This window comes from Olsenella sp. Marseille-QA0557 (assembly GCF_965119725.1).
GTDB lineage: Bacteria > Actinomycetota > Coriobacteriia > Coriobacteriales > Atopobiaceae > Coprovicinus > Coprovicinus avistercoris.
On record NZ_CBCPMI010000001.1, the window covers coordinates 777,988 to 802,206 of the forward strand.

At 42.8% G+C, this 24,219-nt stretch carries 22 protein-coding genes and 2 tRNA genes; 12 read left to right on the forward strand and 12 right to left on the reverse strand.

Annotation, left to right across the window (positions count from 1 at the left end):
- The first annotated feature begins 46 nt into the window (after window positions 1-46).
- Both ACQY6Y_RS03535 and ACQY6Y_RS03540 read left to right on the forward strand, forming a co-directional pair.
- Complete coding sequence (locus ACQY6Y_RS03535; protein ID WP_428378929.1) at window positions 47-865, forward strand: ABC transporter substrate-binding protein; 819 nt, start codon at window positions 47-49, stop codon at window positions 863-865.
- Between the two features lie 100 nt (window positions 866-965).
- Window positions 966-1,754 (forward strand): trimeric intracellular cation channel family protein, encoded by a 789-nt coding sequence (locus tag ACQY6Y_RS03540; RefSeq protein WP_428378930.1) that lies wholly within the window; start codon window positions 966-968, stop codon window positions 1,752-1,754.
- A gap of 54 nt (window positions 1,755-1,808) precedes the next feature.
- On the opposite strand, the gene typA is transcribed toward ACQY6Y_RS03540, so the two are convergent.
- The 4 genes from typA to ACQY6Y_RS03560 form a co-directional block, all read right to left on the reverse strand.
- Complete coding sequence (typA, locus tag ACQY6Y_RS03545) at window positions 1,809-3,647, reverse strand: translational GTPase TypA (RefSeq protein WP_428378931.1); 1,839 nt, start codon at window positions 3,645-3,647, stop codon at window positions 1,809-1,811.
- A 69-nt stretch (window positions 3,648-3,716) separates the two neighbouring features.
- A complete protein-coding gene (locus ACQY6Y_RS03550; RefSeq protein WP_428378932.1) occupies window positions 3,717-4,181 on the reverse strand; it encodes a hypothetical protein in 465 nt (154 codons plus the stop codon).
- Between the two features lie 150 nt (window positions 4,182-4,331).
- Window positions 4,332-4,407, reverse strand: a tRNA-Ala gene (locus tag ACQY6Y_RS03555).
- Window positions 4,408-4,493: 86 nt separating this feature from the next.
- Window positions 4,494-4,570: transfer RNA gene (locus tag ACQY6Y_RS03560), tRNA-Ile, on the reverse strand.
- Window positions 4,571-4,683: 113 nt separating this feature from the next.
- Between ACQY6Y_RS03560 and ACQY6Y_RS03565 the strand changes: the two genes are divergently transcribed.
- Window positions 4,684-5,223 carry a bifunctional nuclease family protein gene (locus ACQY6Y_RS03565; RefSeq protein WP_428378933.1) on the forward strand — a complete coding sequence of 180 codons (540 nt, stop codon included), beginning with the start codon at window positions 4,684-4,686 and terminating at the stop codon, window positions 5,221-5,223.
- Window positions 5,224-5,345: 122 nt separating this feature from the next.
- Here the strand turns inward: ACQY6Y_RS03565 and gyrA are convergent, their stop codons facing one another.
- The 7 genes from gyrA to ACQY6Y_RS03600 all read right to left on the reverse strand — a co-directional run bounded on the left by gyrA (window position 5,346) and on the right by ACQY6Y_RS03600 (window position 16,055).
- Window positions 5,346-8,126, reverse strand: a complete 2,781-nt coding sequence (gyrA, locus tag ACQY6Y_RS03570) for a DNA gyrase subunit A (protein WP_428378934.1) — start codon at window positions 8,124-8,126, stop codon at window positions 5,346-5,348.
- A 15-nt stretch (window positions 8,127-8,141) separates the two neighbouring features.
- On the reverse strand, window positions 8,142-10,097 hold the full coding sequence (gyrB, locus tag ACQY6Y_RS03575) for a DNA topoisomerase (ATP-hydrolyzing) subunit B (RefSeq protein ID WP_428378935.1): 1,956 nt from the start codon (window positions 10,095-10,097) through the stop codon (window positions 8,142-8,144).
- Between the two features lie 144 nt (window positions 10,098-10,241).
- On the reverse strand, window positions 10,242-10,760 hold the full coding sequence (locus tag ACQY6Y_RS03580; protein ID WP_428378936.1) for a hypothetical protein: 519 nt from the start codon (window positions 10,758-10,760) through the stop codon (window positions 10,242-10,244).
- A complete protein-coding gene (gene recF, locus ACQY6Y_RS03585) occupies window positions 10,753-11,841 on the reverse strand; it encodes a DNA replication/repair protein RecF (protein ID WP_428378937.1) in 1,089 nt (362 codons plus the stop codon). Before recF ends, ACQY6Y_RS03580 begins: the two co-directional genes overlap by 8 nt.
- A 1-nt stretch (window position 11,842) precedes the next feature.
- Entirely contained in the window at window positions 11,843-12,946 is a 1,104-nt protein-coding gene (dnaN, locus tag ACQY6Y_RS03590; protein WP_428378938.1) for a DNA polymerase III subunit beta, read from the reverse strand.
- Between the two features lie 265 nt (window positions 12,947-13,211).
- Complete coding sequence (locus tag ACQY6Y_RS03595) at window positions 13,212-14,810, reverse strand: chromosomal replication initiator protein DnaA (RefSeq protein WP_428378939.1); 1,599 nt, start codon at window positions 14,808-14,810, stop codon at window positions 13,212-13,214.
- Window positions 14,811-14,942: 132 nt separating this feature from the next.
- Window positions 14,943-16,055, reverse strand: a complete 1,113-nt coding sequence (locus ACQY6Y_RS03600; RefSeq protein WP_428378940.1) for an ATP-binding protein — start codon at window positions 16,053-16,055, stop codon at window positions 14,943-14,945.
- 362 nt (window positions 16,056-16,417) lie between these two features.
- On the opposite strand from ACQY6Y_RS03600, the gene rpmH reads away from it, so the two are divergent.
- The 8 genes from rpmH to ACQY6Y_RS03640 all read left to right on the forward strand — a co-directional run bounded on the left by rpmH (window position 16,418) and on the right by ACQY6Y_RS03640 (window position 21,689).
- On the forward strand, window positions 16,418-16,552 hold the full coding sequence (gene rpmH, locus ACQY6Y_RS03605) for a 50S ribosomal protein L34 (protein WP_073296806.1): 135 nt from the start codon (window positions 16,418-16,420) through the stop codon (window positions 16,550-16,552).
- 10 nt (window positions 16,553-16,562) lie between these two features.
- Window positions 16,563-16,883, forward strand: coding sequence for a ribonuclease P protein component (gene rnpA / locus ACQY6Y_RS03610; RefSeq protein WP_428378941.1), 321 nt, complete (start codon window positions 16,563-16,565; stop codon window positions 16,881-16,883).
- Between the two features lie 13 nt (window positions 16,884-16,896).
- Window positions 16,897-17,121 (forward strand): membrane protein insertion efficiency factor YidD, encoded by a 225-nt coding sequence (gene yidD, locus ACQY6Y_RS03615; protein WP_428378942.1) that lies wholly within the window; start codon window positions 16,897-16,899, stop codon window positions 17,119-17,121.
- Between the two features lie 12 nt (window positions 17,122-17,133).
- Window positions 17,134-17,907, forward strand: coding sequence for a YidC/Oxa1 family membrane protein insertase (locus ACQY6Y_RS03620; RefSeq protein ID WP_428378943.1), 774 nt, complete (start codon window positions 17,134-17,136; stop codon window positions 17,905-17,907).
- Window positions 17,908-17,978: 71 nt separating this feature from the next.
- Window positions 17,979-18,551: a protein jag gene (locus ACQY6Y_RS03625; protein ID WP_428378944.1), complete on the forward strand. Its 573-nt coding sequence runs from the start codon at window positions 17,979-17,981 to the stop codon at window positions 18,549-18,551.
- Between the two features lie 613 nt (window positions 18,552-19,164).
- On the forward strand, window positions 19,165-19,893 hold the full coding sequence (gene rsmG, locus ACQY6Y_RS03630; RefSeq protein ID WP_428378945.1) for a 16S rRNA (guanine(527)-N(7))-methyltransferase RsmG: 729 nt from the start codon (window positions 19,165-19,167) through the stop codon (window positions 19,891-19,893).
- 139 nt (window positions 19,894-20,032) lie between these two features.
- Window positions 20,033-20,833, forward strand: coding sequence for a ParA family protein (locus ACQY6Y_RS03635; RefSeq protein ID WP_428378946.1), 801 nt, complete (start codon window positions 20,033-20,035; stop codon window positions 20,831-20,833).
- 31 nt (window positions 20,834-20,864) lie between these two features.
- Window positions 20,865-21,689, forward strand: a complete 825-nt coding sequence (locus ACQY6Y_RS03640; protein WP_428379948.1) for a ParB/RepB/Spo0J family partition protein — start codon at window positions 20,865-20,867, stop codon at window positions 21,687-21,689.
- 308 nt (window positions 21,690-21,997) lie between these two features.
- On the opposite strand, the gene rlmN is transcribed toward ACQY6Y_RS03640, so the two are convergent.
- Entirely contained in the window at window positions 21,998-23,077 is a 1,080-nt protein-coding gene (gene rlmN, locus ACQY6Y_RS03645) for a 23S rRNA (adenine(2503)-C(2))-methyltransferase RlmN (RefSeq protein WP_428378947.1), read from the reverse strand.
- A gap of 179 nt (window positions 23,078-23,256) precedes the next feature.
- Between rlmN and ACQY6Y_RS03650 the strand changes: the two genes are divergently transcribed.
- Window positions 23,257-24,219, forward strand: coding sequence for a D-alanine--D-alanine ligase family protein (locus tag ACQY6Y_RS03650; RefSeq protein WP_428378948.1), 963 nt, complete (start codon window positions 23,257-23,259; stop codon window positions 24,217-24,219).

The following is a 24,219-nucleotide window of genomic DNA, read 5'->3' on the forward strand; positions in this document are numbered from 1 at the left end:
CTAAGGCTGTATCTAACAGCTTTATCAATCGATATAAGGAGCCAATATGAAGAATGTAAGCAGGAGAAGTGCCATCGCAACACTTTCCGGTATTGCAGCGCTTGGTTTGGCTGGTTGCGGCGGAAACACCGATTCTGAGAGCGCCTCTGCTGATGGATATACCCTGGTAAACGATGGGCAGCTCAGTGTTGTTTATTCAAACGGTTTTCCTCCTTTTGAGTTCTCAACCGATGATGGATCAGGAACTCAAGGATTTGATATTGACCTGATTACCGCTGTTGCTGAGCAAATGGGTTTGGAGTGCAATATTCTTCCTACTCAGAAGTTTGACACTCTTGTTCCAACCATTAAGGCTGGCGGTAAGGCAGACGTTTGCATCTCCGCTGTTACTATCAATGACGAGCGCTCTGCTGAGATTGATTTCTCTGATCCATACCTCAACTCTAATCAGGCACTTCTTGCGTTAGCTACTTCTACCTATGCTTCTCTTGAGGACTTTGATCAGGCAGGTAACGTCCTCGTAGCCTCTGCAGGTACAACAGGTCAGACATGGGGAGAGGAGAACTTCTCTCAGGCAGAAATTGTTCCTCTTGATGACTATGTCTCATGCTTCACCGGTGTCTCTTCCGGTTTGTACCAGGGCGCCATTGCCGATCTACCTGTCGCACAATATCTAACCGAACAGTCTTATAAGGATCTTAAGGTTTGCGTTGAGGTTCCAACAGGCGAGCAATACGGCATTGTTGTTTCTAAAGACAACCCCGGTCTTACTAAGGCTATTAATGAAGCCCTTGCTGCGTTGCAGGAAAACGGCACAATGGATGAGATTAAGATCAAGTGGTTCGGCACTACTGAAGGTCTGTAATTGTTAATTCCTTTATCCAATCGTTCTTAGCTACTGGATATGGTAGATTGCCGACGGAGTTTATTCGCTCCGTCGGCATTTTTTATGTATGGAGGTTGAGGTGTTCGGAATCCCCGTAGATGTTGTAAGGGAATCCGCCGTTCTCACACTCCCACTATGGCTTGAACTTATGGGTGTGGTATCGGGTTCGATTTCTGGATCGCTTATTGCGCGAGCTTACAAGCTGGATTTGGTAGGTGCTTGTTCACTTGGCATGCTCTGTGGTCTTGGTGGCGGTCTGATTCGCGACGTTATTATGCAAGTGGGTAGCGTTTATATGCTCGATTCCTACTATGCCATTCCTGTATCACTCATTGCTTCAGTGATCGTTTTTCTCTTTCCAACACCTGTTTCTCAACTATCGAGAACTATCGAGTGGGTAGACATCATCTCTGTTGGCTTATTCTGTGCTGCAGGATGCGACAAAGCCCTTCTGTATGGACTTAATCCCATCTCATGCATTCTTATGGGTGTACTCACCGGTGTTGGCGGCGGAATGATGCGAGATGTCTTTCTCGGTGAAGTCCCTAAAATATTTATCCCAGGAAATCTTTATGCCCTCTGTGCTTTAGGGGGAGCAATTTGTTATGTGATGCTGTTTTATGCAGGAATACTTAATCCTTGGACCGCTATTGTCTGCGTTGTAGTAACCGTCGTTCTACGAAGGATCTCTCTGCGCTACAACCTTCAAACTCCAGCAGACATGGAGCTTACTCGTAAGGTTATTGAACCGGTAAGACGTGTTGTACGTGTACGACGTTTCACGAAAAACCTTAGAGTAATAAGCAAAAAGGAAGTTGCTGCTCAAGAAGTTTCTTCAGATCAGAATGAAGAAGGAATAGACAGCTAAGAGCTATAAAAAGAGCCGCAAAATGCGGCTCTTCAACTCGATATGCTTTTCTGTTTATTTATTTACAAGACCAGAGCGAACTGCCCACTTACGGCGCTCTGTACTATTCAGAATGCGCTTACGCATACGAATATTCTTTGGCGTAATTTCTACCAGTTCGTCATCCATGATGTACTCAAGTGCTTCTTCCAAGGTAAACGTTCGAGGCGGTGTAAGCTGAACTGCAATATCAGCTGTACTTGAACGCTGGTTGCCAAGACTCTTGGTACGAGCAATGTTAACCACCATATCACCCGGCTTTGAGCGTTCACCAACAAGCATGCCTTCATAGCACTCAGTACCTGGAGCAACAAAAAGTGTTCCGCGCTCTTGCAGGGTTCCAAGGGCGTAGGCAACGGCCTTATCGGTAGACATAGAAATCATGGCACCGTTTTGGCGAACACCAATTTCACCGGCATAGGGACCGTATTCCAAGAATGTGTGATAGAACACACCCTCGCCGTGGGTTACATTGAGAATCCTGTTTTTAAGACCCATAATGCCGCGCGTCGGGATCTTAAACTCAAGATGTGTTTGGGTGGCACCAGGATCCATGCTGGTCATCGTACCGCCAGCATTACCAAAGACCTCAATCACCTTTCCTGAATACTCTCCAGGACATTCAACAACTGCTTGCTCGATGGGCTCGAGCCTATTGCCATGATCATCTTTCTTAAAGAGGACGCGCGGACGTCCAACTTGGAACTCATAACCTTCACGACGCATATCTTCCATCAGTACTGAAAGATGTAAAATGCCACGGCCAGCAACCTCGACACCCGTTTTATCAGGAAGCTCTTCAATGCGCATCGTAACGTTGTTTTCGCGCTCTTGCTCGAGTCGCTCTTTGAGTTGGCGTCCGCCAACAATGTCACCATCGCGTCCCACCAAAGGAGATGTAGAAGGCTCAAAAACAACGGCAAGTGTAGGAAGATCGATCTCAATTGGATCGAGTTCAACAGGATTATCTGGGTCGGTGTAGACATCACCAATATCAGTGGAATCAACACCAACTACAGCACCAATATCACCTGCAACAACCTCGGTACACTCTGCACGGCCGAGATAGTCGAAGGTATACAGCTGTTTTACTTGGCTCATAGCGCGGCTGCCATCATTCTTTACGACAAGAATTTTATCGCCGTCATGAATCGTGCCTGAATAGACACGACCAATACCAATACGTCCAACATAGCTCGAGTGATCAACCGTCACGCATTGCATTGCAAGCGGACCAGTGGGGTCAACATCAGGAGCAGGCATGGCATCTACGATCATGTCGAGCAGAGGATACATATCCATGTTGTCATCATCAGGGCTGAGGCGTGCAAAACCATTGACGGCGCTTGCATAGATGACGTGCTCCATCGAAAACTCAAGCTGCTCATCGGTTGCTCCAAGATCCATCATGAGATCGAGTGAAGCATTGAGAGCATTCTCTGGATCTGCACCTTCACGGTCAATCTTATTGATAACAACCATGACTGAAAGGCCTGCATCTATAGCGTGGCGTAAAACGAAACGTGTTTGAGGCATAGGACCTTCAGCAGCATCAACAAGCAAAAGAGCGCCGTCTGCCATCTTAAGAACACGCTCAACCTCGCCACCAAAATCTGCGTGGCCTGGCGTATCAATAACATTGATTTTGACGTTGTTATATTCAATAGAAATATTCTTCGCAAGAATCGTAATGCCACGCTCACGCTCTTGATCGTTTGAATCGAGAATACGATCTTCTACTTTTTGATTCTCACGAAAAGCATCGGTAGCCCTCAGAAGTTTATCCACAAGTGTTGTCTTACCGTGGTCAACGTGGGCGATAATTGCAATGTTACGGATAAACTCCTGCCGCATGTTTCCTACTTTCCCTCCGGGGTCTCAATCGTTCGTATTGATAAGAAGACGATTTATCTTGCTCAATGATCAAAAGAGAGATTCGACTTCACCTGCTGGTGCTGGATCTGTCCAGGCAAGATTTTCCCCTGCACCAAACCCATCCCAGAGTACATATGCCGAATATGCTTGTGTTCCTTTTTCGGCAAATTCAAGAATAAGTGCATCATCGAAAGCACCGTCTGTATTTTCAACAGCTCCTTCATATACCAAGGCATAACGAACAGGCATGTCGAGACCACTGTTTTTATCACCTGAGGAAGCTATAAGTCCTTGAACATAATTTCGTGCTGCCTCGATACACGCCTCTGGTGTATCGTTGATAAACGAACGAGAAATGCGTGTATTATGCTCGTCTTCAAGCGCTACAACCGCCAGAACATCTGAGCCAGCTGCAAGCGCATCGAGAGCTGAGCCAAGAAGGTCACATGAGAGGGCATCTAACTCCTCCGAAACTCCGCCTTGCGCGGCATTACTCTCGTCATTACGAGCCATGTTTCCTCCATACTTAAAAAGATTTGAACGGAACTATGATATATGCTCCAAAATCTCAATGTGTTGTGCAGCAGGAATCCTTAACAGCTCCTGCACTTTGTTCGCAAAACAAAAAAACGCCGGAACCAAATTGGCCCCGGCGGTAACATGTGGTGGAGACGATGGGGTTCGAACCCACGACCTCAGGCTTGCAAAGCCCGCGCTCTCCCAGCTGAGCTACGTCCCCGAGAGCTATACATCTGACGCTGAAGGTCAGACGAATAAGCACCCCAGCGGCGACTCGGCTAGCGCTGGGGTGCCTATTGGCAATTGTGGTGGGCCCGACAAGGCTCGAACTTGTGACCTCCCGGTTATCAGCCGGACGCTCTGACCAACTGAGCTACGGGCCCAACGCGAGATAGTATATTACGACATATTTTTCTGTAGGTCAACACTTTGTATGAACTTCTTGAATGGGTACCATACCCCATACAACACATGAAGGAATTATAAGGAGGTGCACATGACTCAAGTAAGAATGGACATTGAGACGATTGTTGTCGGTGGTGGACCAGTTGCCTCGATGGTCGTGCTGCGCCCGCGTAATCCCCGTTTAACAGATGGGAATCTTCAGCTTCCTATTCAAATTGGTCTTGCTGAGGCAAGCGCTATAAGTATGGGAATGGATGACAGTACAAACCATCGTCCTTTTACTCATGACCTGCTCAAAAACGTTGTTTCTGAGCTTGGATCGACCATCTCATCGGTAGGGATTGATCGCGTAGAGGGAGCAACTTTCTTTGCTCATGTCACACTTATTCGCAGTGACGGCGAGCATATCAACGTGGATGCACGCCCCTCTGATGCAATTGCTCTTGCAGTGCGTACTAAGGCTCCGATTTTCGTTAATTCTGATGTTCTTGAAACTGCTGCGTATCCAGATTTCACAACTGTTAGAAAAGATGAAGAGGAGCGCGAGCTTAAAGAATTTCATGATTTTGTGGAGACACTTTCTCCTGAAGACTTTCTCATCGGGAATAACGGAGAGTCTCAGAAGTCGTAATTCACAATGTTTACAAAAAGGAAGGGCGACGGTTTCTTAAAATCGTCGCCCTTTTTTGTTTTACGATTCAGGTTTCAAAATCTTTTTCGCACAAATTTTCAAAATATATTCATGCAAAAGATTTATTCATCGTCAGAGTCCAAATCAAGAACCTGCTCATCGCCACCAATATCTACCGATTCATCCTCAGAAGAAGCTTCCATTTCCATGAGATTGAAGGCTGTTTGATTGGTGTCTGCTTTTTTAGCCTGCTTCGGTTTCACCGACATACGCGCCACTGCTGTTACACGATCGTTGTCGGCAACGTTCATTACTTTTACGCCTTGCGTAGAGCGGCCGAGTCGACTTACATCGCCAGACTTCATACGAATGACGATACCCTCTTCAGAAACCACCATGATTTCGTGCTGAGGTCCCACTACCTTCATTCCTGCTAAGGCACCCTTTTTAGCAGTCATTGTGATGGTAAAGACACCTTGGCCACCGCGCTTATGCTCAGGATATTCCGAGATAGGCGTACGTTTTCCGTAACCCTTTTCGGTGATAACAAACAGATCGCCTTTGCCGTTAGATATTTCCATACCTAACAGGTGAGCTTCACCCTTGAGCGTAATTCCGCGAACGCCTGAAGTTGCACGACCAGTTGCCCGAACTTCCGATTCGTCAAAGAGAATGGCTTTACCATCGGTGGATACAAGAATGACTTTCTCATGCTCGCGAACACGGCGAACATCGATAAGCTCATCGTGATCCTTGAGGTTAATTGCAATCATGCCATCGTGACGAGTACGGTCGTAATCGCTAATAGCGGTTTTCTTTACCATTCCTCGTGCTGTTGCGAACATCAAGAATTCATCTGCGGGGAAGTCACGTGTTGTAATAACGGCAGTAGGATGTTCACCTTCTGCAAGATTGAGCAAGTTAACAATTGCTTGTCCACGTGCTTGACGGGAACCAATGGGTAGCTCATGAACCTTCAGACGATAAACCTTGCCGAAGTTAGTAAAGAACATCACATAGTCATGAGTTGAAGCAACAAACATGTCTTCAACAAAGTCATGCTCTTTAAGAGACAGCGCTGAGATACCCTTACCACCACGCTTCTGAGAACGATAGGTAACAACTGGCAGACGCTTTACGTAGCCAGCATGCGTAACCGTAACAACCATATCCTCTTCGGCGATAAGATCTTCAACATCGAGATCCTGTGCCTCCTGCGTAGAGATCTTGGTACGACGATCATCACCAAAGCGATCGACAATCTCGCGCAGCTCGTCTTTAATAACGCCGAGGATTTTGTCCTCATGGGCAAGCAAATCTTTAAAGTATGCGATTTGCTCATGAAGCTCTGCGATTTGAGCAACAAGTTCATCGCGAGCAAGACCAGTAAGTCTTCTCAAACGCATCTGAAGAATTGCTTCACCTTGAATCTCATCGATGTCGAAGCGTTCGTTCATACGGCGTTTTGCTTCAGCATCGTCGTGAGAAGAGCGAATAATATGAACAATCTCGTCGATATTATCGACAGCTATCAGCAAACCTTCGAGAATATGAACGCGCTTCTCGGCTTTATCAAGATCATATTTCGTGCGGCGAGTAACTACATCAACCTGGTGGTCGATATAGTGACGCAGTATCTCACGCAGCGAAAGAGTGCGTGGCACACCATTTACGAGTGCAATATCAATGATGCTAAAGTTTGCCTGCAGTTGTGTCTTCTTATAAAGATTATTGAGAACAACCTGAGGAACTGCACCGCTCTTAAGGTCGATAACAATACGCATGCCTTTGCGGTTAGACTCGTCACGCATATCTGAAATACCTTCAATGCGTTTCTCATTAACCGCATGAGCAATTTTTTCCTGGAGCAAACCCTTATTAACCTGGTAAGGAATTTCGGTAACAACAAGACGCTGACGGCCATTTTTAATTTGCTCAACATGTACTTTTGAGCGAATGGTAATGGATCCGCGTCCAGTCTCATATGCTTCACGGATACCTTCTGTACCCATGATAATGCCGCCTGTTGGGAAGTCCGGACCAGGTAGTACCGTCATGAGCTCATCAGTCGTTGCATCAGGATTATCAATCATCATGCAAACCGCATCGGCAGCCTCGCGCAAGTTATGCGGAGGAACGTTGGTAGCCATACCAACAGCGATACCTGATGAACCATTCACCAGCAAGTTAGGAAAACGTGCTGGCAAAACCGCTGGCTCAGTAAGTGACTCATCGTAGTTAGGCTGCAGATCGACGGTTTCTTTATTGAGATCGCGCAGCATTGCTTCAGCAGCACGGGTCAAACGGCTCTCGGTATAACGCATAGCTGCTGGAGGATCGCCGTCGATCGAACCGAAGTTACCATGACCATCAATAAGCGGAAGACGCATTGAAAAGTCTTGCGCCATACGGACCATAGAGTCATAGATAGCAGCATCACCATGTGGGTGATACTTACCCATTACTTCTCCGACAGTCCATGCAGACTTTTTATGAGGTTTACCTGCGGTAATACCTGCCTCATTCATTGCATACAGAATGCGGCGGTGTACAGGTTTCAAACCATCTCGTACATCTGGAAGAGCGCGAGCCACGATAACAGACATGGAGTACTCAAGGAATGATGTTTTCATTTCTTGAGCCATATCGGTGGGTTTAATGGCTCCACCATGAATGTCTTTTAACGTAATACGTGTACCCGCCTCATCACTAATAGCGTGAGAAAGGCCAGCTCCAGCAAGATTAAGTGTTGAAGACTCATCAGATTCGTCTAAATCATCGTCTAAATCTTCATCGACTTCTTCTTCAAGCTCTTCTTCATCAAGTTCATCATTGATGGTGTTCTCATCATTGTTGAGTTCGTTCTGATCTTCACCATCAAACTTATTTGTATCGTCAGCCACGTAAGATACCTTTCGTTAGATATCCAAGAATCGGACGTCTTTAGCGTGCGTTTGGATGAAGTCCTTACGACGCTCAACTTGTGTTCCCATAAGATCACTTACTGCACGCTCAGCTGCCTGGGCATCATCAATGGTTACCTGAAGCAGAATTCGATTCTTTGGCTCCATAGTGGTACTCCACAGCTGTTCAGGATCCATTTCACCAAGACCCTTATATCGCTGCACGGTGTACTTTGAGGAATCCTCAAATTTACTTGCTTCAAGAGCAAGTTCCTCATCGGTATAGATGTACTTTCCGTTCTTGCGACCTTTGGGTTTAAGTTGATACAGGGGTGGCTGGGCAACAAAGATATAACCAGCCTCAATCATAGGACGCATATAACGATAGAAGAATGTGAGGAGCAGGATACGAATGTGCGCACCGTCAACATCAGCATCGGTCATGATTACGATTTTGTGATAACGCGCCTTTTCAATATTAAATTCAGGACCAACACCTGTACCAATAGCAGTAATAAGAGAGGTGATGGTATCTGCAGATAGAGCACGATGCTCTTGTACGCGCTCAACATTCAAAATCTTACCGCGCAGAGGTAAAACTGCCTGGATAGAACGATCTCGTGCCATCTTGGCAGAGCCACCTGCTGAGTCACCCTCGACAATAAAGAGTTCTGTCATTTCTGCATCGCGCACTGAGCAGTCGGCGAGCTTTCCTGGAAGCGCTGCACTTTCAAGAAGGCCTTTGCGACGAGTAGCTTGACGTGCTTTCTGAGCAGCAAGACGACCTTTTGCAGCCTGTGATGCTTTTTTAAGAATCTCTTTTGCTTGGTTTGGATGTTCTTCTAGGTACTCGCTCATACCAGCACTAACAATGCGGTTAGCAAGGGTACGCATATAAGAGTTACCAAGTTTTGCTTTTGTCTGACCCTCAAACTGCGGGTCAGGAAGCTTAACAGAAAGAACTGCTGTTAAACCCTCACGAACATCATCACCAGTAAGGTTTGAATCCTTTTCTTTAAGGATATTGTGACTACGACCATAGTCGTTAATAACCTTTGTAAGCGCGCTTCTAAAGCCCTCGAGGTGCATGCCGCCTTCTTCAGTGTAAATGTCGTTTGCAAACGACATGGTTCGCTCGGTATAAGAGCTGTTCCACTGAAGTGCAACTTCTACTTCTCCGCGCTGTTCGTCAGGCGCATCCGCTGCAGAGGTGCCTTCAATATAAATAGGCTTAGATAAACCAGGAAGAATCTCTTTGCCTTCGTTGAGATATTTTACGAAGTCGATAATACCGCCGGAATAACAGAATTCATCAGTACGTGGCGTGAGTTCGCGTTCATCGGTAAGGGTGATCTTGAGATTCTTATTGAGAAACGCCGTTTCCTGCAGGTGATCATGGAGCGTATCGTAATTAAAAACGGTGGTCTCAAAGATTTCTTCATCCGGCCAGAACGTTATGGTTGTACCAGTTGTTTTACTCTTACCAACCTCATGCATCTTCTCTGTGGTCTTACCACGCGAGAATTGCATCTCATATATTTTTCCATCACGTTTTACCTGGGCGATAAGACGTTTTGAAAGAGCATTAACAACAGACACACCTACACCGTGCAAACCACCCGATACTTTATATGCATTGTTGTCAAACTTACCACCTGCATGAAGGATAGTAAGAACAACTTCAAGGGTAGGAATTTTTTTAACCGGGTGTTTATCAACAGGAATACCTCGGCCATTATCTTCTACGGTAACGGAATTATCAGGATGAACCGTTACTTTAATACGGTTACAAAATCCTGCCATAGCTTCGTCTACTGAGTTATCTACAATCTCCCAAACCAGGTGATGCAGACCTGCAGCAGACGTTGTTCCAATGTACATTCCTGGACGTTTCCGGACCGCTTCAAGACCCTCGAGGATCTTAATGGACCCAGAACCGTAATCTTCAGCTTCTTTTTTCTTTGATGCCACTGGCCAATCCTTCCTATGAAGCCTCATAGCCCCGGAAAGTCTACACTCATTCTTCGAATGGTTCCAGGCCAAGACCTAAATGAACAACAAGAATCATACGAATACCATTCAGAAGCCTTACAAGACGATTTGAGCGGTATTTGTCTAATCGACGGTATCTTTTTCTTTTTGACGAAGAATTGAATTAAGCATTGCGCTTTCCACTCGTTCGCGCAATCCATCGGGAAGCTCAGAACATGCCTGTTGTACTTCATGTACTTCTTCTGAGGTGGGTTCAGGCAGTTTAGCTGATACAGGAGAAGATGCTGACTGAATCTCGATTTGCTTTTGTTTTGAACGATGACCGGCATACTTTGAGAGACGAAATTGTACGTCGGAAACTATAAATCCAATATTCTCAAGCCGGGCAAGATAGATTTCACGATTCGTCGTGAAATCTTGTAAAACCGCATTTGAATCAATATAAACGTAGAGCTCAGGTGCCCTATCAAGATCAGAAAGATCTTTCAGATATACACCACACGTATGACGATGTTCAAAATCTCCGTTTGCTCGCCACCACGCACGAGAAGCGTTTTGGGTGACATTGATATTTTGAGCAAGCTCATTGTCTAAATAGGAACCTAGGACAGAAGCAATGCTCACAGGTTGATTGTTATCCATCAAATGTCACCACCTTTGCCTGGTCGAGAAGAGAAGGTGAAAAATAACCCAGATTTGTCGTGGTTAAGACAGTTTGTACTCCTGTTTCTATAAAAGTACACATTGCCGCTCTACGAGTCTCATCCAACTCACTCATAACATCGTCAAGTAACAGAAGTGGTTTTTGTCCCACAAGCGTCTGCGCTAATTCAACTTCAGCCATTTTCCAGGCGAGCACAATTGAGCGTTGTTGTCCCTGAGAAGCAAATGCGCGCGCATCCTTACCCTGAATAAGAAACGCTATATCATCACGATGTGGACCAATAAGTGTTTGTTGTCTGCGAATATCGTCTGAACGACCTTCATGAAGTTTCGTCCAAAGATGTTCTCGTAATTCCTCTTTATTCATCTGTTCGAAATCACAGCCAGCAGAACATACATAGCGACATTCCAATGTTTCGCCGGAGGCTATCTCACTATAAATGCGTGAAACAATGGGTGCGAGCTTATGAAACAGACTTAATCTGTGACCTAATAGCACCGCCGCACCTGTTGCGATTGATTCATCCCAAGCATCTAACAGAGATGGATCAATATCTGGTTCTTTTAAAAAACTGTTGCGCTGTTCAACTGAACGAAGATATGTCTTAACTACACGGTTATATCCCGGATGTGCTTGACTTCCAAAACCGTCCAGTTCTTCTCGCCGTATACGCGCTGAGCCTTTTACAAAAGATAGATCATCTGGACAAAACAAAATCGACATTAACGTGCCGAGAAGATCTGCAGCCTTACAGGTCTTTCCATTTTTGGAGAAGGTACGCCTGGATGTGGTGATCGTGCAACAAACATCCAATACACGACCATCACCTTCAATACGACTTTCAATTCGTCCCGTATCTGCGCCAATACGCAACAATTCTGATGAACGAGGATGACGAAAAGAAGTACCAGTAGTAAGGAGTTGCAATGCTTCAATGGTATTCGTCTTACCAACTGCGTTATGACCAACTAAAACCGTCATTCCCGACGCCAAGGTTACCTCGGCGTCGGAAAAATTACGAAAATTTGTAAGACGAATACGCTGTATACGAAGAGACACTCTACATCCTGACTGGCATAAGAAGATAGAGATAATTGATCTTGGAGTATGACTTGAATACTGCTGGACGCATGGAGTCTTGCAGTTCAAGGGTGACATCACAATTTGATCCTGTTGCATTCATGCAATCAAAAACAAAATGGTAATTTAGAGCGATTGCCATTGAGTCGCCTTCAATTTCAACAGGAAGTGTTTCTGTTGCTTCTCCTTGATCGGCAGCATTACTCGACATACGGAGAATTTGTCCATCGGCATCAACATCAAAACGTACCGATGGGTTTGATTGAGCGATAACTGATACACGCTTTAAAGCAGCAGAAAAATCTGATGCAGAAATCTTTACCGCCGTACCGTAGCCATCAGGAAGTAGCTGTTTGTAGTTGGGATAATTTCCTTCAATACGACGGGAGATATACGTGGTATTACCAAAAACAAACACTACTTGGTTTTCGGTGCTTCCAATAAGTATTGATGCAGTGTCTGAAGGAATAGACAGGACATCATGAAATACTTGACCAGGAATTATCATCTGGAAGCCTTCATCAGATTCTTCTGTTGCAACGTTTGTATCACAAACAGCAAGACGATAAGAATCGGTTGCCACCAGACGAATAACATTATTCTCAACAGTCATGAGAACGCCTGAAAGAATAGGACGTGAGTTGTCCTTCGATGTCACGCGATACACCTTATCAACCATCTGAGAAAGTAAATCGCTTGGAAGTTCTACTGAACGATTGAGAACAAAAGTCGGAAATTCAGGGAAGTCTGAAGGATCCAGGGTATTGAGCTTAAAGGCACTCTTTTCACAAGTAATAACGAGAGAAGAACCATCAGCTTCAAACGTTACTGCGGCATCCGCGAGCGTTTTTACAATACTGGATAGAATCTTTCCAGAAACGACCGTCTCTCCTGGTTCATCTACATTAGCTGCCACCCGATGGCGGATAGAAATCGTAAGGTTGGTTGTTTGAAGCTCTAACGTTCCTTCATTCGCAGAAATACGAATACCCGACAAGATGGGTAACGTCGAATTTGAAGCCATTCCTTTTGAAACGATAGAGAGTGCCTTCGCTAGTGATGACTGGCTAACGGTGAACCTCATAAGCGTGTCCTCTCTTTTATTACTTATAAATAAGAAATAAAGAAATTATCTAATAGAATAGTCTGATGAAAAGTTGAAAAGTCAGAAATCTCGCAGGTAGATTGTTATATGAAGGCCTTCTAAATTTTGAAAATAACTCAACGCAACCAACAAAGGCCTAACTCCCATTTCTCCTTTCAACATCTAACGTTACTTTTCGTCAGATTATCGTTACTAAACTGACAGGTTTTCAACACCCCACTGTTAGAACGTTTTACACCTCTATCTATTCATTCAGAAGAATATCTTTTAAGCGCGTAATTCTATCGAAGAATTGACGGTCACTCTCCATTAACTCACCCGCCTCAGAAACACTGTGATAAACAGTGGCATGACTTCTTCCACCAAAACGTTTACCAATATCAGCAAGTGTTAGATCGGTGAGGCTTCTGGCAAGCCAACATGCTGCATGGCGAGCGATCATTATTTCTTTTCTTCGTGTATCACCAACGAGATCCCCGTGAGACACGTGAAACTCTTCTTCAATTGCACGCTGAATCTGATCGATTGTTACCGTTCTATGTGCAGTGCCAAATTTCTGATTGGCAATGCGTATAACGTCTTCACGCCCAAAGTCCGAACCTCCTTTTTCGTTTTTTGTTGCTTCAAGGAGGCATGTTTGGCAGAAACTTTCAATTACTCGAATGTTAGGACCTGAACGTGCGGCCATGAGTTGCAACATTTCATCTGAAATAATGCCCTCATAGCCGCTGATATGCTCCGATTGGGCATCTTCTTTTGCGCGTGTATAAAAGTTTCTGACGAGAGCGAGTTTAAGCTCATATTCCGGTGCTTGAATCGGACAAGCAAAACCAGAATTAAAGCGAGAAATCATGCGCTCATCAAAATCAGAATTACCAATCCCAAGTTGAACAGGGGATTCGTCCGCTGCTAGTACGATTTGTTTTCCATGCTCTTTAAGGTAATTAAAAAGGTCGAAGAAAAACCCTACTGAAGCAGCACCTTTTAAAAATTGAATATCGTCAATAATTAAAACGTCTACATCATGATAATGCCTGGTAAACGCTTGTTTGACCTCGACGGTCGTGTTAACCATCGCAGAGGCATATTCATTGACGAAGTCATGAGCTACGCGGTATACGCAGATCTTCTCAATATTGTTTTGCAAAATATAGTTTTGAATTGCTTTAAGAAGGTGTGTTTTACCAAGACCACTTCGTCCATATATAAAAAGTGGATTGTAATTATGATCACCATCGGCAACTTGCTTAGCTGCTTGTAGGGCAAGCATATTTTCACTGCCTTCGATAAAACGGTCGAAGGTCAGTTTTGAATCGTTTTCTGTTATATCCGATACAAGAGGATTAGAACGACGCCGCTCTTCAATAGAGACTTTTACTTCTGGGGTTGAAGAGGGACGCCACGAATCGACCACAGTAGTAGTTTCTTGTATCTGATGGGTTTGAGCCACTGGATGGGGTGTTTCAAAATTCTCCCGGGGTCGGGCAACTCTGCCGGTGCTTGACGTTACTTCTGCTGGCATTGCAGCAATATCCGCTGCACTCATTACCGAAGTAGTGTTAATTGGTTGACGTGAGCGTTGCTCTGCGAGACGAATATCAAGCTTTACTGGCGAAAAGGCAGCTTGTTCAAGATATTGCTCAATAAGAGGAGTTTTTTTCTCAAGCTGGGTTCGCATAAAACGGGCAGGAGTTTCAACAGTAATGGTGGTTCCGTCAAAGCCTACGGGTACGCAGCGACGGGCCATCGCTATTATTTGTGCAGAAGTGCCTTCGTTCTCTGTTATGAGATCGATTACATCGTCCCATAGTGCGATGGCATCTGATTCCCCTGTCATTGTCATATAAACCCCGGAGTTCTCGTCATTGTGTCGAAAACTCATTATAAGAGAGGGTTTGAGAACTGGATTGTTGAAAACGTAATCTCTGAATATATCGTGGATAAAAATGACAGTTAGTTTTGTTGTTTGAGAGCGTTATAAAAGACCCTCAAGAGATAGCCATGTTCTACCCATTTCAGTAAGACGCCTTTTTTGTCCGCTTTTATGTGTTAATCCCAGTTCGTCAAGAATTTTAAGTTCGCGAGACCACGTAGGTTGAGAACCACCAAATTCAGCTACGAGATTAGTGCCTCCAACTTCTTCATGCACCGCTAAATATGACAGGATCTGCCTGCCGCGGAAAGAAACAGAGATGTTTTGTCGTTCTTGTTGGTTTATACCAACATTCTGTGTGTTGGGTTGATTCATTTGTTGAAAACCCGCATAAGGTATGGCTGATTGTGGCTGAGGTTGCTGAGCTGGATATGCTGGATAATAAGATTGATATGGCATTTGCGAAGGCATTTGTTGAGGGAAAGGTGGTTGCTGAGGCTGCCACCATTGGGATTGTTGATATGGAGACGTACTTTGCGCTGAAGTGTTTATCTGCTCAGAAGATGCTGGTTGGGGCATAGATTGATAGACATCTTGCGGATAAGGAGACACTTCAGATGGGTTCTGAGGCAATTCTGCCTCAGAGGGTGCAGTTTTAACGTCATCTCCACGCTTAGTTGATATTGTCACGATGGTGCCACCAGAAATATTGTCCTGAATTTCTAGTGAGCCACCCTTATCAACCATATATTGTTGAGCAATTGGAAGCCCTGAGCCGACGCCTCGAATATAGCGTTTCATTTCTTCTGTGGCTGATGTAGTTCCAAATTCAAGTGCACGTGTTTTGTTATGAATACCAGGACCTTGATCACAGAACCGTATTGTTGCTCCATTATCCAAAATGGTAATTGTTGGCTCAATAAACGATGCATGGATATAGTTTTCAACAATTTCACGAATGATTGTGAAAGGAATAGATCCTCCCTGTTCATGGGAAAGCTTCGTCACTGTTTCTGTAATGGACGCTAAGTAATCTCTCACATTTGTAGGTTCAATAACTACAACGCGTGGAGTAACGGTTGGGTCATCATACACGGCAATGCGTGCTGGATAGTGAACTTCAAGATTTTGAGGATTTATATCGGCAGATGTATTCGAGTTCTCCTCTTTGTCCTCTTCGACAAAAGGAAAGAAATCTCGTGTGTCAGTTGCCATAAGTCCTCCAATTTCGACATCTTTTATACACGTGTCGAAAAATTTCAATAATTTCTTTCACCTAAAAGAAAGTTTTCAACACACTTTGAAAACATGTTGATAACTGCATTTAGGGAAATTTCATACATGAAAGATATAAGCATGATATAGAGGAACTTTCATCAATTAATTGAAAAATTAAGGATGAATTGAAAGAAATGCGAAATATCTTGAAAGGGCTTGTAGCGTGCACTTCTCATGGAGGAGTTTGAAGCTATGAAGATATTACGTTTGTTAAATTGACAAAATCGCAGGAAGACACCTATAATCCTGAAGCTCAACATTAAATGTACTAGCACTACCCTGTTCCAGGAGGATTCGAGATGAAGCGTACTTATCAGCCCAACAAGCGCAAGCGTGCAAAGTGCCACGGCTTCCGTGCTCGTATGGCCACCAAGGGCGGTCGTGCGGTGCTCGCTCGTCGCCGCGCTAAGGGTCGTAAGAAGCTAACTGTTTAAGGTTTCCGTTGTGGAGACCATCAAATCGAAAGTTGAGTTTGAGAGGGTCTTCTCATGCGGAAAGCGAGCGGCCCATCCGCTTGTTCGTATAACTATTTTGCGACGTGACAAAGGCGACCCGGGAAAGGTCGCCTTTGTTGCAGCTAAAAGACTAGGTAATGCGGTATTTCGCAACCGTTGTAAAAGAGTACTTCGAGAAGCAGCGAGAAGTATTGATTTACCTCTCGAAGGCTTTTCGATTATTTTGTTTGCAACACGATCAACTTATACCGCCCACCCTGCGGATGTGGCTCAGGCATTAACAAAACTACTAAGGCGTTTTGAGGGCTAAGTTTGGAATTGAAATGGGTAAGTCAGTAGTGACCCGCTTCTTTTTATTTTTGGTGAGGGGTTATCAAAAAAGCATTTCTCCTTATCTTCCTGATGCCTGTATTTATACGCCTACTTGCTCGCAGTATGCTATTGAAGCTCTTGAGCGTTATGGTGCAATACGTGGTTGTTGGCTGGCCGTCAGACGATTGGTGCGCTGCAACCCACTTCATAAAGGTGGATACGATCCTGTCCCTTAACCAAGGATAGGGATGCGCGGAGGAAGCATGTGGGAATGGTTTATTGGGCTTGTGTCCCAAATACTCGCGACTATTCAATCAGTCGTAGGTGACTGGGGCCTCGCGATTATTATTCTGACGTTTATTATTCGTCTACTCTTAACCCCTCTTTCCATTCATTCGACTAAATCATCAGCTCGTATGCAGGCGCTTCAGCCGAGAATGATGGAGATTCAAGAGCGCTATAGAGATGATCCACAGCGCCTGAACGAAGAGATGATGAAATTCCAGAGGGAGAATAAATTCAATCCCTTTGGTGGATGTTTGCCACTTTTATTGCAGATGCCTGTTTTCTTTGCACTGTTTAGTGTGCTTCAATATCATCTGCCTGCTGATGCTCATTTTTATAATATTCTCGATTCTCTGGCTCGTTCTGTTGGTGGCGCAGTTGGTGAATTTGGTTACTTTGGAGCCATTGTTTACGTCGTAATGGACCTTCTTTTTGGTCTATTAACCTTCTTACCGCTTTATATTAATTCTCGAAATTCTGCACCTGACCAGCGTCGTTCTTCTCTTCTTATGGGCATAATTATGAGTGTTGTCATGATTATGTTTGGTTGGAATGTTCCTGTTGGTGTTCTTCTTTATTACGATACTTCTGCTGCTTGGGGCGCTATTCAGCAGGTATTTATTACAAATCGCGTGATGGAACAAGTAAAACGTACTGAAGAAGAAAAATTTGCTAACCAGATTACTGTTGATGTGGTTAGGAAAGAACGTAAGCCCCGCCCTCACAAGAAGCATTAAATTACGAATGTTTATGTTGCACCTGATGTCCTTTAGTGTATTCAGGTGCTTTTTTATATTTGGAGGCCAATATGGATGATGAGACGCTCGTCCAAGAAGAGGATTCTGCTCCTTCCGAGGATATCCAGGAAGCCATTCAATCAATTAAAGAGTCTTATGAGAATGGAGAAGATCTTACAGATAATCAGTTAGATCTTATAGCTGACATTTCTATCGATATAGTTCGTTCCATTCTTAGATTCTTTGACGAGCACAACTGTGATATCGATGAGTATGAAGGCGACGACGGTGAGTTGATTCTTGATATCAACGGTGGTGACCTCGCTGTTTTAATTGGTCGTCATGGTCGTGTTCTTGATTCTGTACAGTCCGTTGTATCTTCAATGCTCAGCAAGAAACTTGGCTTTCATTATCCAGTCGTTGTTGATATTGAGTCATATAAAAATCGTCGTCGTCAAAAGATCCAATCGTTGGCTAAATCTTCTGCAGAGCGTGCAAAAAAGCAAGGTCGAGTTCGTATGAAACCAATGAGTGCATACGAACGTCGCTTAGTGCATCTTGCACTTATTAATGATCCTGATGTGACAACACATTCTGAAGGAACAGAGCCTGAGCGTTTTGTTGTTATAACTGCTGTGAAATAGATTTTACCTATTTAATATTCTGCATATCTATAGTTAGGGACGTTAACTTTGATTAACGTCCCTTTATTTATATTGATATCTATCTATTTCGATTTGATGCTCTATTACATACATTTCTTTGTTTACTGGAAGTAAGAATTTTTGTCACCAGTTTGTATATCAAGATATAAGACTTTATTTTCTCATTATTTTATTTTGAGAGAAAATTTCACACCTAATATAACTATTAGAATAAGTTGCTAGAAATTCCGACTATTTTTTAGATTCTAAATTTCTCTTCTTTGCACTAATACCTTTTGCGCACATCTAAATAGCTATTTATCTGAATGTTTTACTGTATTTGCGTACTAAAATTATCCAAATACATTCAAATGATTTGATACAAGAATGTTGAATTTACTGAAGGTAATTACTATTTTTGATTATTTATTCTTTTACTTAATAGTGTCTGTATATATTTTACTTTAATCATGATTCATTCTCTTGGGGTGTTAACAATCCTGTCTATTGATTGCTTCTCGTAATTGCACTTGTTATGTGTTATGAAAGCATTTAGTCTTTTCCTGACAAAACTTTTAGCATCAAAAGATTCTGACTGAGAAATGAGACAATAATGAATATTGATGAGCTAAGTTCTCAATTGATATTTGAAGCGTCTACTTTAGATTTATCACTTAGTGAATCTGAATCCCATCAATTAATTAAATATCTTTTACTTGTCATTGAAAAAAATAAGGTTCTAAATTTAACGAGAATCATTGATCCGGTTGATGGTATTCGGAGGCATCTGATTGATTCTCTTCTATTTAATAAGTTTATTAATAACAATGGCAAACTAATTGATATTGGCACTGGTGCTGGTTTTCCTGGGATCCCTATCGCTTTAACAAATAGTCTTGAGAAAGTTATACTTCTCGATTCAGTGGCAAAGAAAATTCGTGCTGTAAATGAGTTTCTTCCTCAACTTGAATTCAATGATTCCGTTAGTGCAATTTCTGAGAGAGTTGAAACATACTCTAAAGTCCATAAATCCGAATTTCAATTCGTCTGCGCTCGTGCTGTGGCTTCTCTTAATACACTTATTGAGTATGCAACCCCCTTACTTTGTAAGAATGGTATTTTAATCGCTTCGAAAGGCAATCTATCTGATAAAGAATTTGCCGACGCAGACATTGCTGCAAACCTATGTGGACTTATCTGTGTTTCACGTGAAACTTTCGAACTTCCAGAAGCAAGTGGTCATCGTGAATTTGTTATATACCAAAAAGTTAATAAATCTAAAATCAAACTTCCGAGAAGAATTGGTTTAGCAAAACATCAGCCACTTTCAAATAAACAATAATGAAATCACTTCTGTTTCACGTGAAACGTGCATTTATAGTTTCACGTGAAACAGAAAAATAAATCAGTCAGATAAATGACAGAGGAAATCAACTCATCCTGTGGCAAGATAAACAAGTAGATCAAAATCAGGAGGAGTAATGGGATATAAAGACATAAAACGGCACAACCCATCAAAAGAACCTCGTGTTATCGCAATAATTAATCAAAAAGGTGGCGTTGGAAAATCGACAACAGCTGTAAATTTATCAGCAGCATTAGGAGAATTAGGAGAAAAGGTATTAGTAATTGACTTTGACCCACAAGGAAATGCGACAAGCGGGTATGGGATTGAAAAAGAAGGCCTAGAACATGACATCTATGATGCACTTCTAGACGATTATGATATAAGCGAACTGATCGAATCGACTGTTGAGAAAAACGTATTTCTTGTACCAGCAACTATACAGTTGGCAGGTGCAGAAATTGAATTAGTTTCAGTAATGGCAAGAGAAACAATCCTTAAAGGCCTTATTGATTCAATTAAAGATGAATTTGACTACGTATTCATTGATTGTCCACCATCATTGGGATTGCTAACAGTCAATTCATTAGTTGCAGCAGATAGTCTTCTCATCCCGATTCAATGTGAGTATTACGCATTAGAGGGTGTAACAAAGCTACTTGAGTCTATGAGAATGGTAAAAAGTAGACTCAATTCAAATTTAGATATATTTGGTGTCCTTATGACAATGTTTGATAGTAGAACAACACTGTCAAATCAAGTTGTCGAAGAAGTTAAAAACTTCTTTGGAGAGAAAGTATTCAAATCAGTAATACCAAGAAGTGTAAAACTGTCAGAGGCACCAAGTCATGGACTCCCAATCACTATGTATGCAAAATTAAATAAAGGAGCTCTAGCATATTCACGTTTAGCAAAAGAGGTGGTAAGCCGTGGCTAAATCTGGTTTAGGAAAGGGCTTAGAATCCCTAATGGGTGAGGCCAACTATGAAGTTGGTGCAGTAAAAGCAGATAACACATTGAAGATTGATCAGATTAAGCCAAATCCAGGTCAACCTCGTAAAAACTTTGATGAAACAGCTTTAAATGAGCTTGCTGAATCGATTAAAAATAATGGAATTCTTCAACCTCTCCTAGTAAGAAAAAAGGGAAAGACATATGAAATTGTCGCTGGAGAGAGACGCTATCAGGCAGCAAAGATAGCTGGATTAGAAGAAGTTCCAGTTGTTATCCGTGAGATTAGTGATCAAGAAGTATTTCAACTTGCTTTGATTGAGAACTTACAAAGATCTGATCTGACACCAATTGAAGAAGCTCAAGGATATAAACAACTTATTGAGCAAAATGGTTTAACACAGGAACAACTTGGAAAAGTATTATCAAAGTCAAGATCTGCAATTACCAATACATTAAGACTATTAGATTTACCAAACGAAGTACAAGATCTAATAGCAAATGGAAAAATAACAGCAGGACATGCTCGAGCAATTCTAGCTGTATCAAATGAAGAAGGAAGAATTAAATTAGCTCAGAAAGTAATCGATGAAGGATTATCTGTAAGACAGACAGAAACTCTTGCTCCGTTATTTTCTGACATGAAAGAAACTAAAAGGACAAGAACTGTTACCCCTCAATCATATAAGACAGCTGCAAGACAACTTCGTTTAACGTTGGATGCGAATGTCAAAGTAAGACAAGTAAGAGGGAAAAATAAAATCGAAATTGAATTTAAAGATGAAGAAGATCTCGAGCGCCTTTTGTCTTCAATAACACATTCAGTTTTAGAGCAGGAATGATATGAAGGGAATAACGAAATACATAACAAGTGGAATCGTAATAGGTATCACTGCTGTTTGCGCTTATCAACTATTACTGAATAACAAAGCAAAGTGTCAATTGAAGCAAACAGCAAAGTCATTAAAAACATCATTTCAGAACATAATGAAGTACCAAGAAGTGCTCATGAATGATGGAAGTGCTGATACAGAGCTTCTGAGGGAACATCAACAGAACATTCAAAACAAATGGAATAGCATTGGGTATTAAATAATAGCCCTCATGTTTATGAGGGCTATATCATAACCAGAACATTTGTTCTAAGACTTTAGTTAGAAGAATACTTCTGTTTTAACTGTCCACATGCCGCATCGATATCAGAACCACGAGAGTCGCGTAGGGTTGCATCAACGCCAGCAGCATTAAGGGTTTGAATAAAATGCTGCGCTCTTGCTTCAGAAGATGGTTCAAATGGAGAACCAGATACATGATTAAGCATAATTAAGTTGACATGAGCTAATGTGCCACTGGTAAAATCTCGTAACGCTGCAAGCTCCTCTTCAGTGTCATTTACACCAGCTATAAGTGCATACTCATATGTTGGACGGCGCCCAGTTAAATCAACATATGCTTGCATAGCATCCCAAAGCCTTAACAAAGACCATTTCTTAACACCAGGCATGAGGGCATCACGTGTTTTTTGGACGGCAGAGTGCAAAGAAATAGCAAGAGTGAACTGCTCAGGTTCCTTAGCAAATTTATGAATCATAGGAACAACACCACAAGTGGAAACAGTTAAATGTCTCGCTCCAATACCAAGTGTTTCTGATTTATTTAACATTCTTAGTGCTTTGAGTGTTTCATCATAATTTGCAAAAGGCTCGCCTTGTCCCATAAAGACAACACTACTCACACGTGTAACGAAATCATTTTGTGCATGAATAACTTGGTCATATATTTCTTCTGCCTTCAACGATCGGGAAAGACCGGACTTCCCTGTTGCACAAAAGGCACATTTCATACCGCAGCCAGCTTGTGTGGATACACATACAGAAAGACGATTCTTGGAAGGAATGCCAACGCATTCGACAGAATTACCGTCAGAAAACTGAAGAAGATACTTTCGGCATCCGTCTGATGAAACCTGACGAGCAATTTCTGAAGAAAGCGCAATTGAAAAATGAGAGGCTAGTTTCTCTCGAAGAGACGCAGGAAGATTTGTCATTTGGTCAAAGTTCTCAACATGCTTGTTCCAAATCCAATCTTCAATTTGTTTCACGCGAAACGCAGGTTGTTTAAACTCAGCCATAAGGTCTGCGATTTGCTCATGCGTAAGATCACGAATCGTTGTGAGCTTGTTTTCTGAAGGGCTGAGAGAACGATTTTGAGAAGTCTGGTCAGAATGCATGATAAAACCTGTCTCTGAGTTCCTTAAATATCTAAGTGGGGGTATCCTCAAGACCCACGGGAAAAGAATACCAGCGAAGAAGGTTAAAGAGAAACACAGTTCTACATTTCAGAAGGACTAAGAGATAACTTAGCGAAAAGATCTATAAGGCCCATGTGGCGCGATGAAAGGAATCGGCCTTGAGAGATATAAAACTGGATACCTGTAAAGTTGCTCTTATCACTGGCGGTTGGTCCGATGAAAAAGAAATATCGCGTGCAAGTGGCCAGGCTTGTGCTCAAGCCTTGCAGGATGCTGGATTTATCAATATTGATGTAATAGACATCTCAGATTCCTGTGCAACTATACAGCTCGCACAAGGTAATTATGATGTTGCGTTTATAGCTATGCATGGACAGTACGGTGAGGATGGGTGTATTCAGGGTCTTTGTGAAATACTACATATCCCCTATACCTTCTCAGGAGTCCTTGCCAGCGCAATGGCAACAGAGAAAAACATTGCAAAACAGGTATATAAGGAAGCAGGTATTCCTGTTCCAGAAGGAATTGAAATATCAGCTTCTAAGAAGTGTTCATTAGAGGAGCTTCATAGCCTTGTTGAAAGGTTGGGACTACCAATTTTTGTTAAGCCAGCCTGTAATGGTTCAAGTTTTGGAGTAACAAAAGTTACAAAGGAAGATCAACTCCAAGATGCAATAACAAAAGCACAAAGTGGTGGTAGCTCTGCCCTTATAGAACAATGTATAGAAGGAACAGAAATTACTGTCCCAGTATTAGGCAATGAAGATCCGCAAGCTCTCCCAATAATTGAAGTTGTTACAGGAGCAGATTTTTACGACCTTAAGGTGAAGTACGAGGATCCGTCTAAACATCATGTTATCCCTGCTCGCCTAGATGAGGATATATACAAAAAAGCACAAGAGTATGCCGTTATTGCTCATAAAGCGCTTGGCTGTGCGGGAGCTTCTCGGTCTGACTTCATTGTTACAGCAGATGGAGAGCCAGTTATTCTCGAGACAAATACAATTCCTGGTATGACAGAAACCTCTCTTCTTCCTGACTCAGCACGACATGCAGGAATAGAGTTCCCCGAGCTTTGTCGTAGGCTTATTGAACTGACATTTGAGCGTTTTGAGGCGTGA

Coding starts and splice junctions, on each gene's coding strand:
- yidD (WP_428378942.1), top strand. CDS start 16,897: ATGGGTAAGTCAGTAGTGACCCGCTTCTTTTTATTTTTGGTGAGGGGT.
- rlmN (WP_428378947.1), bottom strand. CDS start 23,077: ATGCATTCTGACCAGACTTCTCAAAATCGTTCTCTCAGCCCTTCAGAA.
- ACQY6Y_RS03625 (WP_428378944.1), top strand. CDS start 17,979: ATGGATGATGAGACGCTCGTCCAAGAAGAGGATTCTGCTCCTTCCGAG.
- typA (WP_428378931.1), bottom strand. CDS start 3,647: ATGCGGCAGGAGTTTATCCGTAACATTGCAATTATCGCCCACGTTGAC.
- rpmH (WP_073296806.1), top strand. CDS start 16,418: ATGAAGCGTACTTATCAGCCCAACAAGCGCAAGCGTGCAAAGTGCCAC.
- rsmG (WP_428378945.1), top strand. CDS start 19,165: ATGAATATTGATGAGCTAAGTTCTCAATTGATATTTGAAGCGTCTACT.
- dnaN (WP_428378938.1), bottom strand. CDS start 12,946: ATGAGGTTCACCGTTAGCCAGTCATCACTAGCGAAGGCACTCTCTATC.
- ACQY6Y_RS03600 (WP_428378940.1), bottom strand. CDS start 16,055: ATGGCAACTGACACACGAGATTTCTTTCCTTTTGTCGAAGAGGACAAA.
- ACQY6Y_RS03580 (WP_428378936.1), bottom strand. CDS start 10,760: ATGGATAACAATCAACCTGTGAGCATTGCTTCTGTCCTAGGTTCCTAT.
- ACQY6Y_RS03550 (WP_428378932.1), bottom strand. CDS start 4,181: ATGGCTCGTAATGACGAGAGTAATGCCGCGCAAGGCGGAGTTTCGGAG.
- ACQY6Y_RS03620 (WP_428378943.1), top strand. CDS start 17,134: ATGCGCGGAGGAAGCATGTGGGAATGGTTTATTGGGCTTGTGTCCCAA.
- ACQY6Y_RS03565 (WP_428378933.1), top strand. CDS start 4,684: ATGACTCAAGTAAGAATGGACATTGAGACGATTGTTGTCGGTGGTGGA.
- ACQY6Y_RS03635 (WP_428378946.1), top strand. CDS start 20,033: ATGGGATATAAAGACATAAAACGGCACAACCCATCAAAAGAACCTCGT.
- ACQY6Y_RS03640 (WP_428379948.1), top strand. CDS start 20,865: ATGGGTGAGGCCAACTATGAAGTTGGTGCAGTAAAAGCAGATAACACA.
- ACQY6Y_RS03595 (WP_428378939.1), bottom strand. CDS start 14,810: ATGACAATGACAGGGGAATCAGATGCCATCGCACTATGGGACGATGTA.
- ACQY6Y_RS03535 (WP_428378929.1), top strand. CDS start 47: ATGAAGAATGTAAGCAGGAGAAGTGCCATCGCAACACTTTCCGGTATT.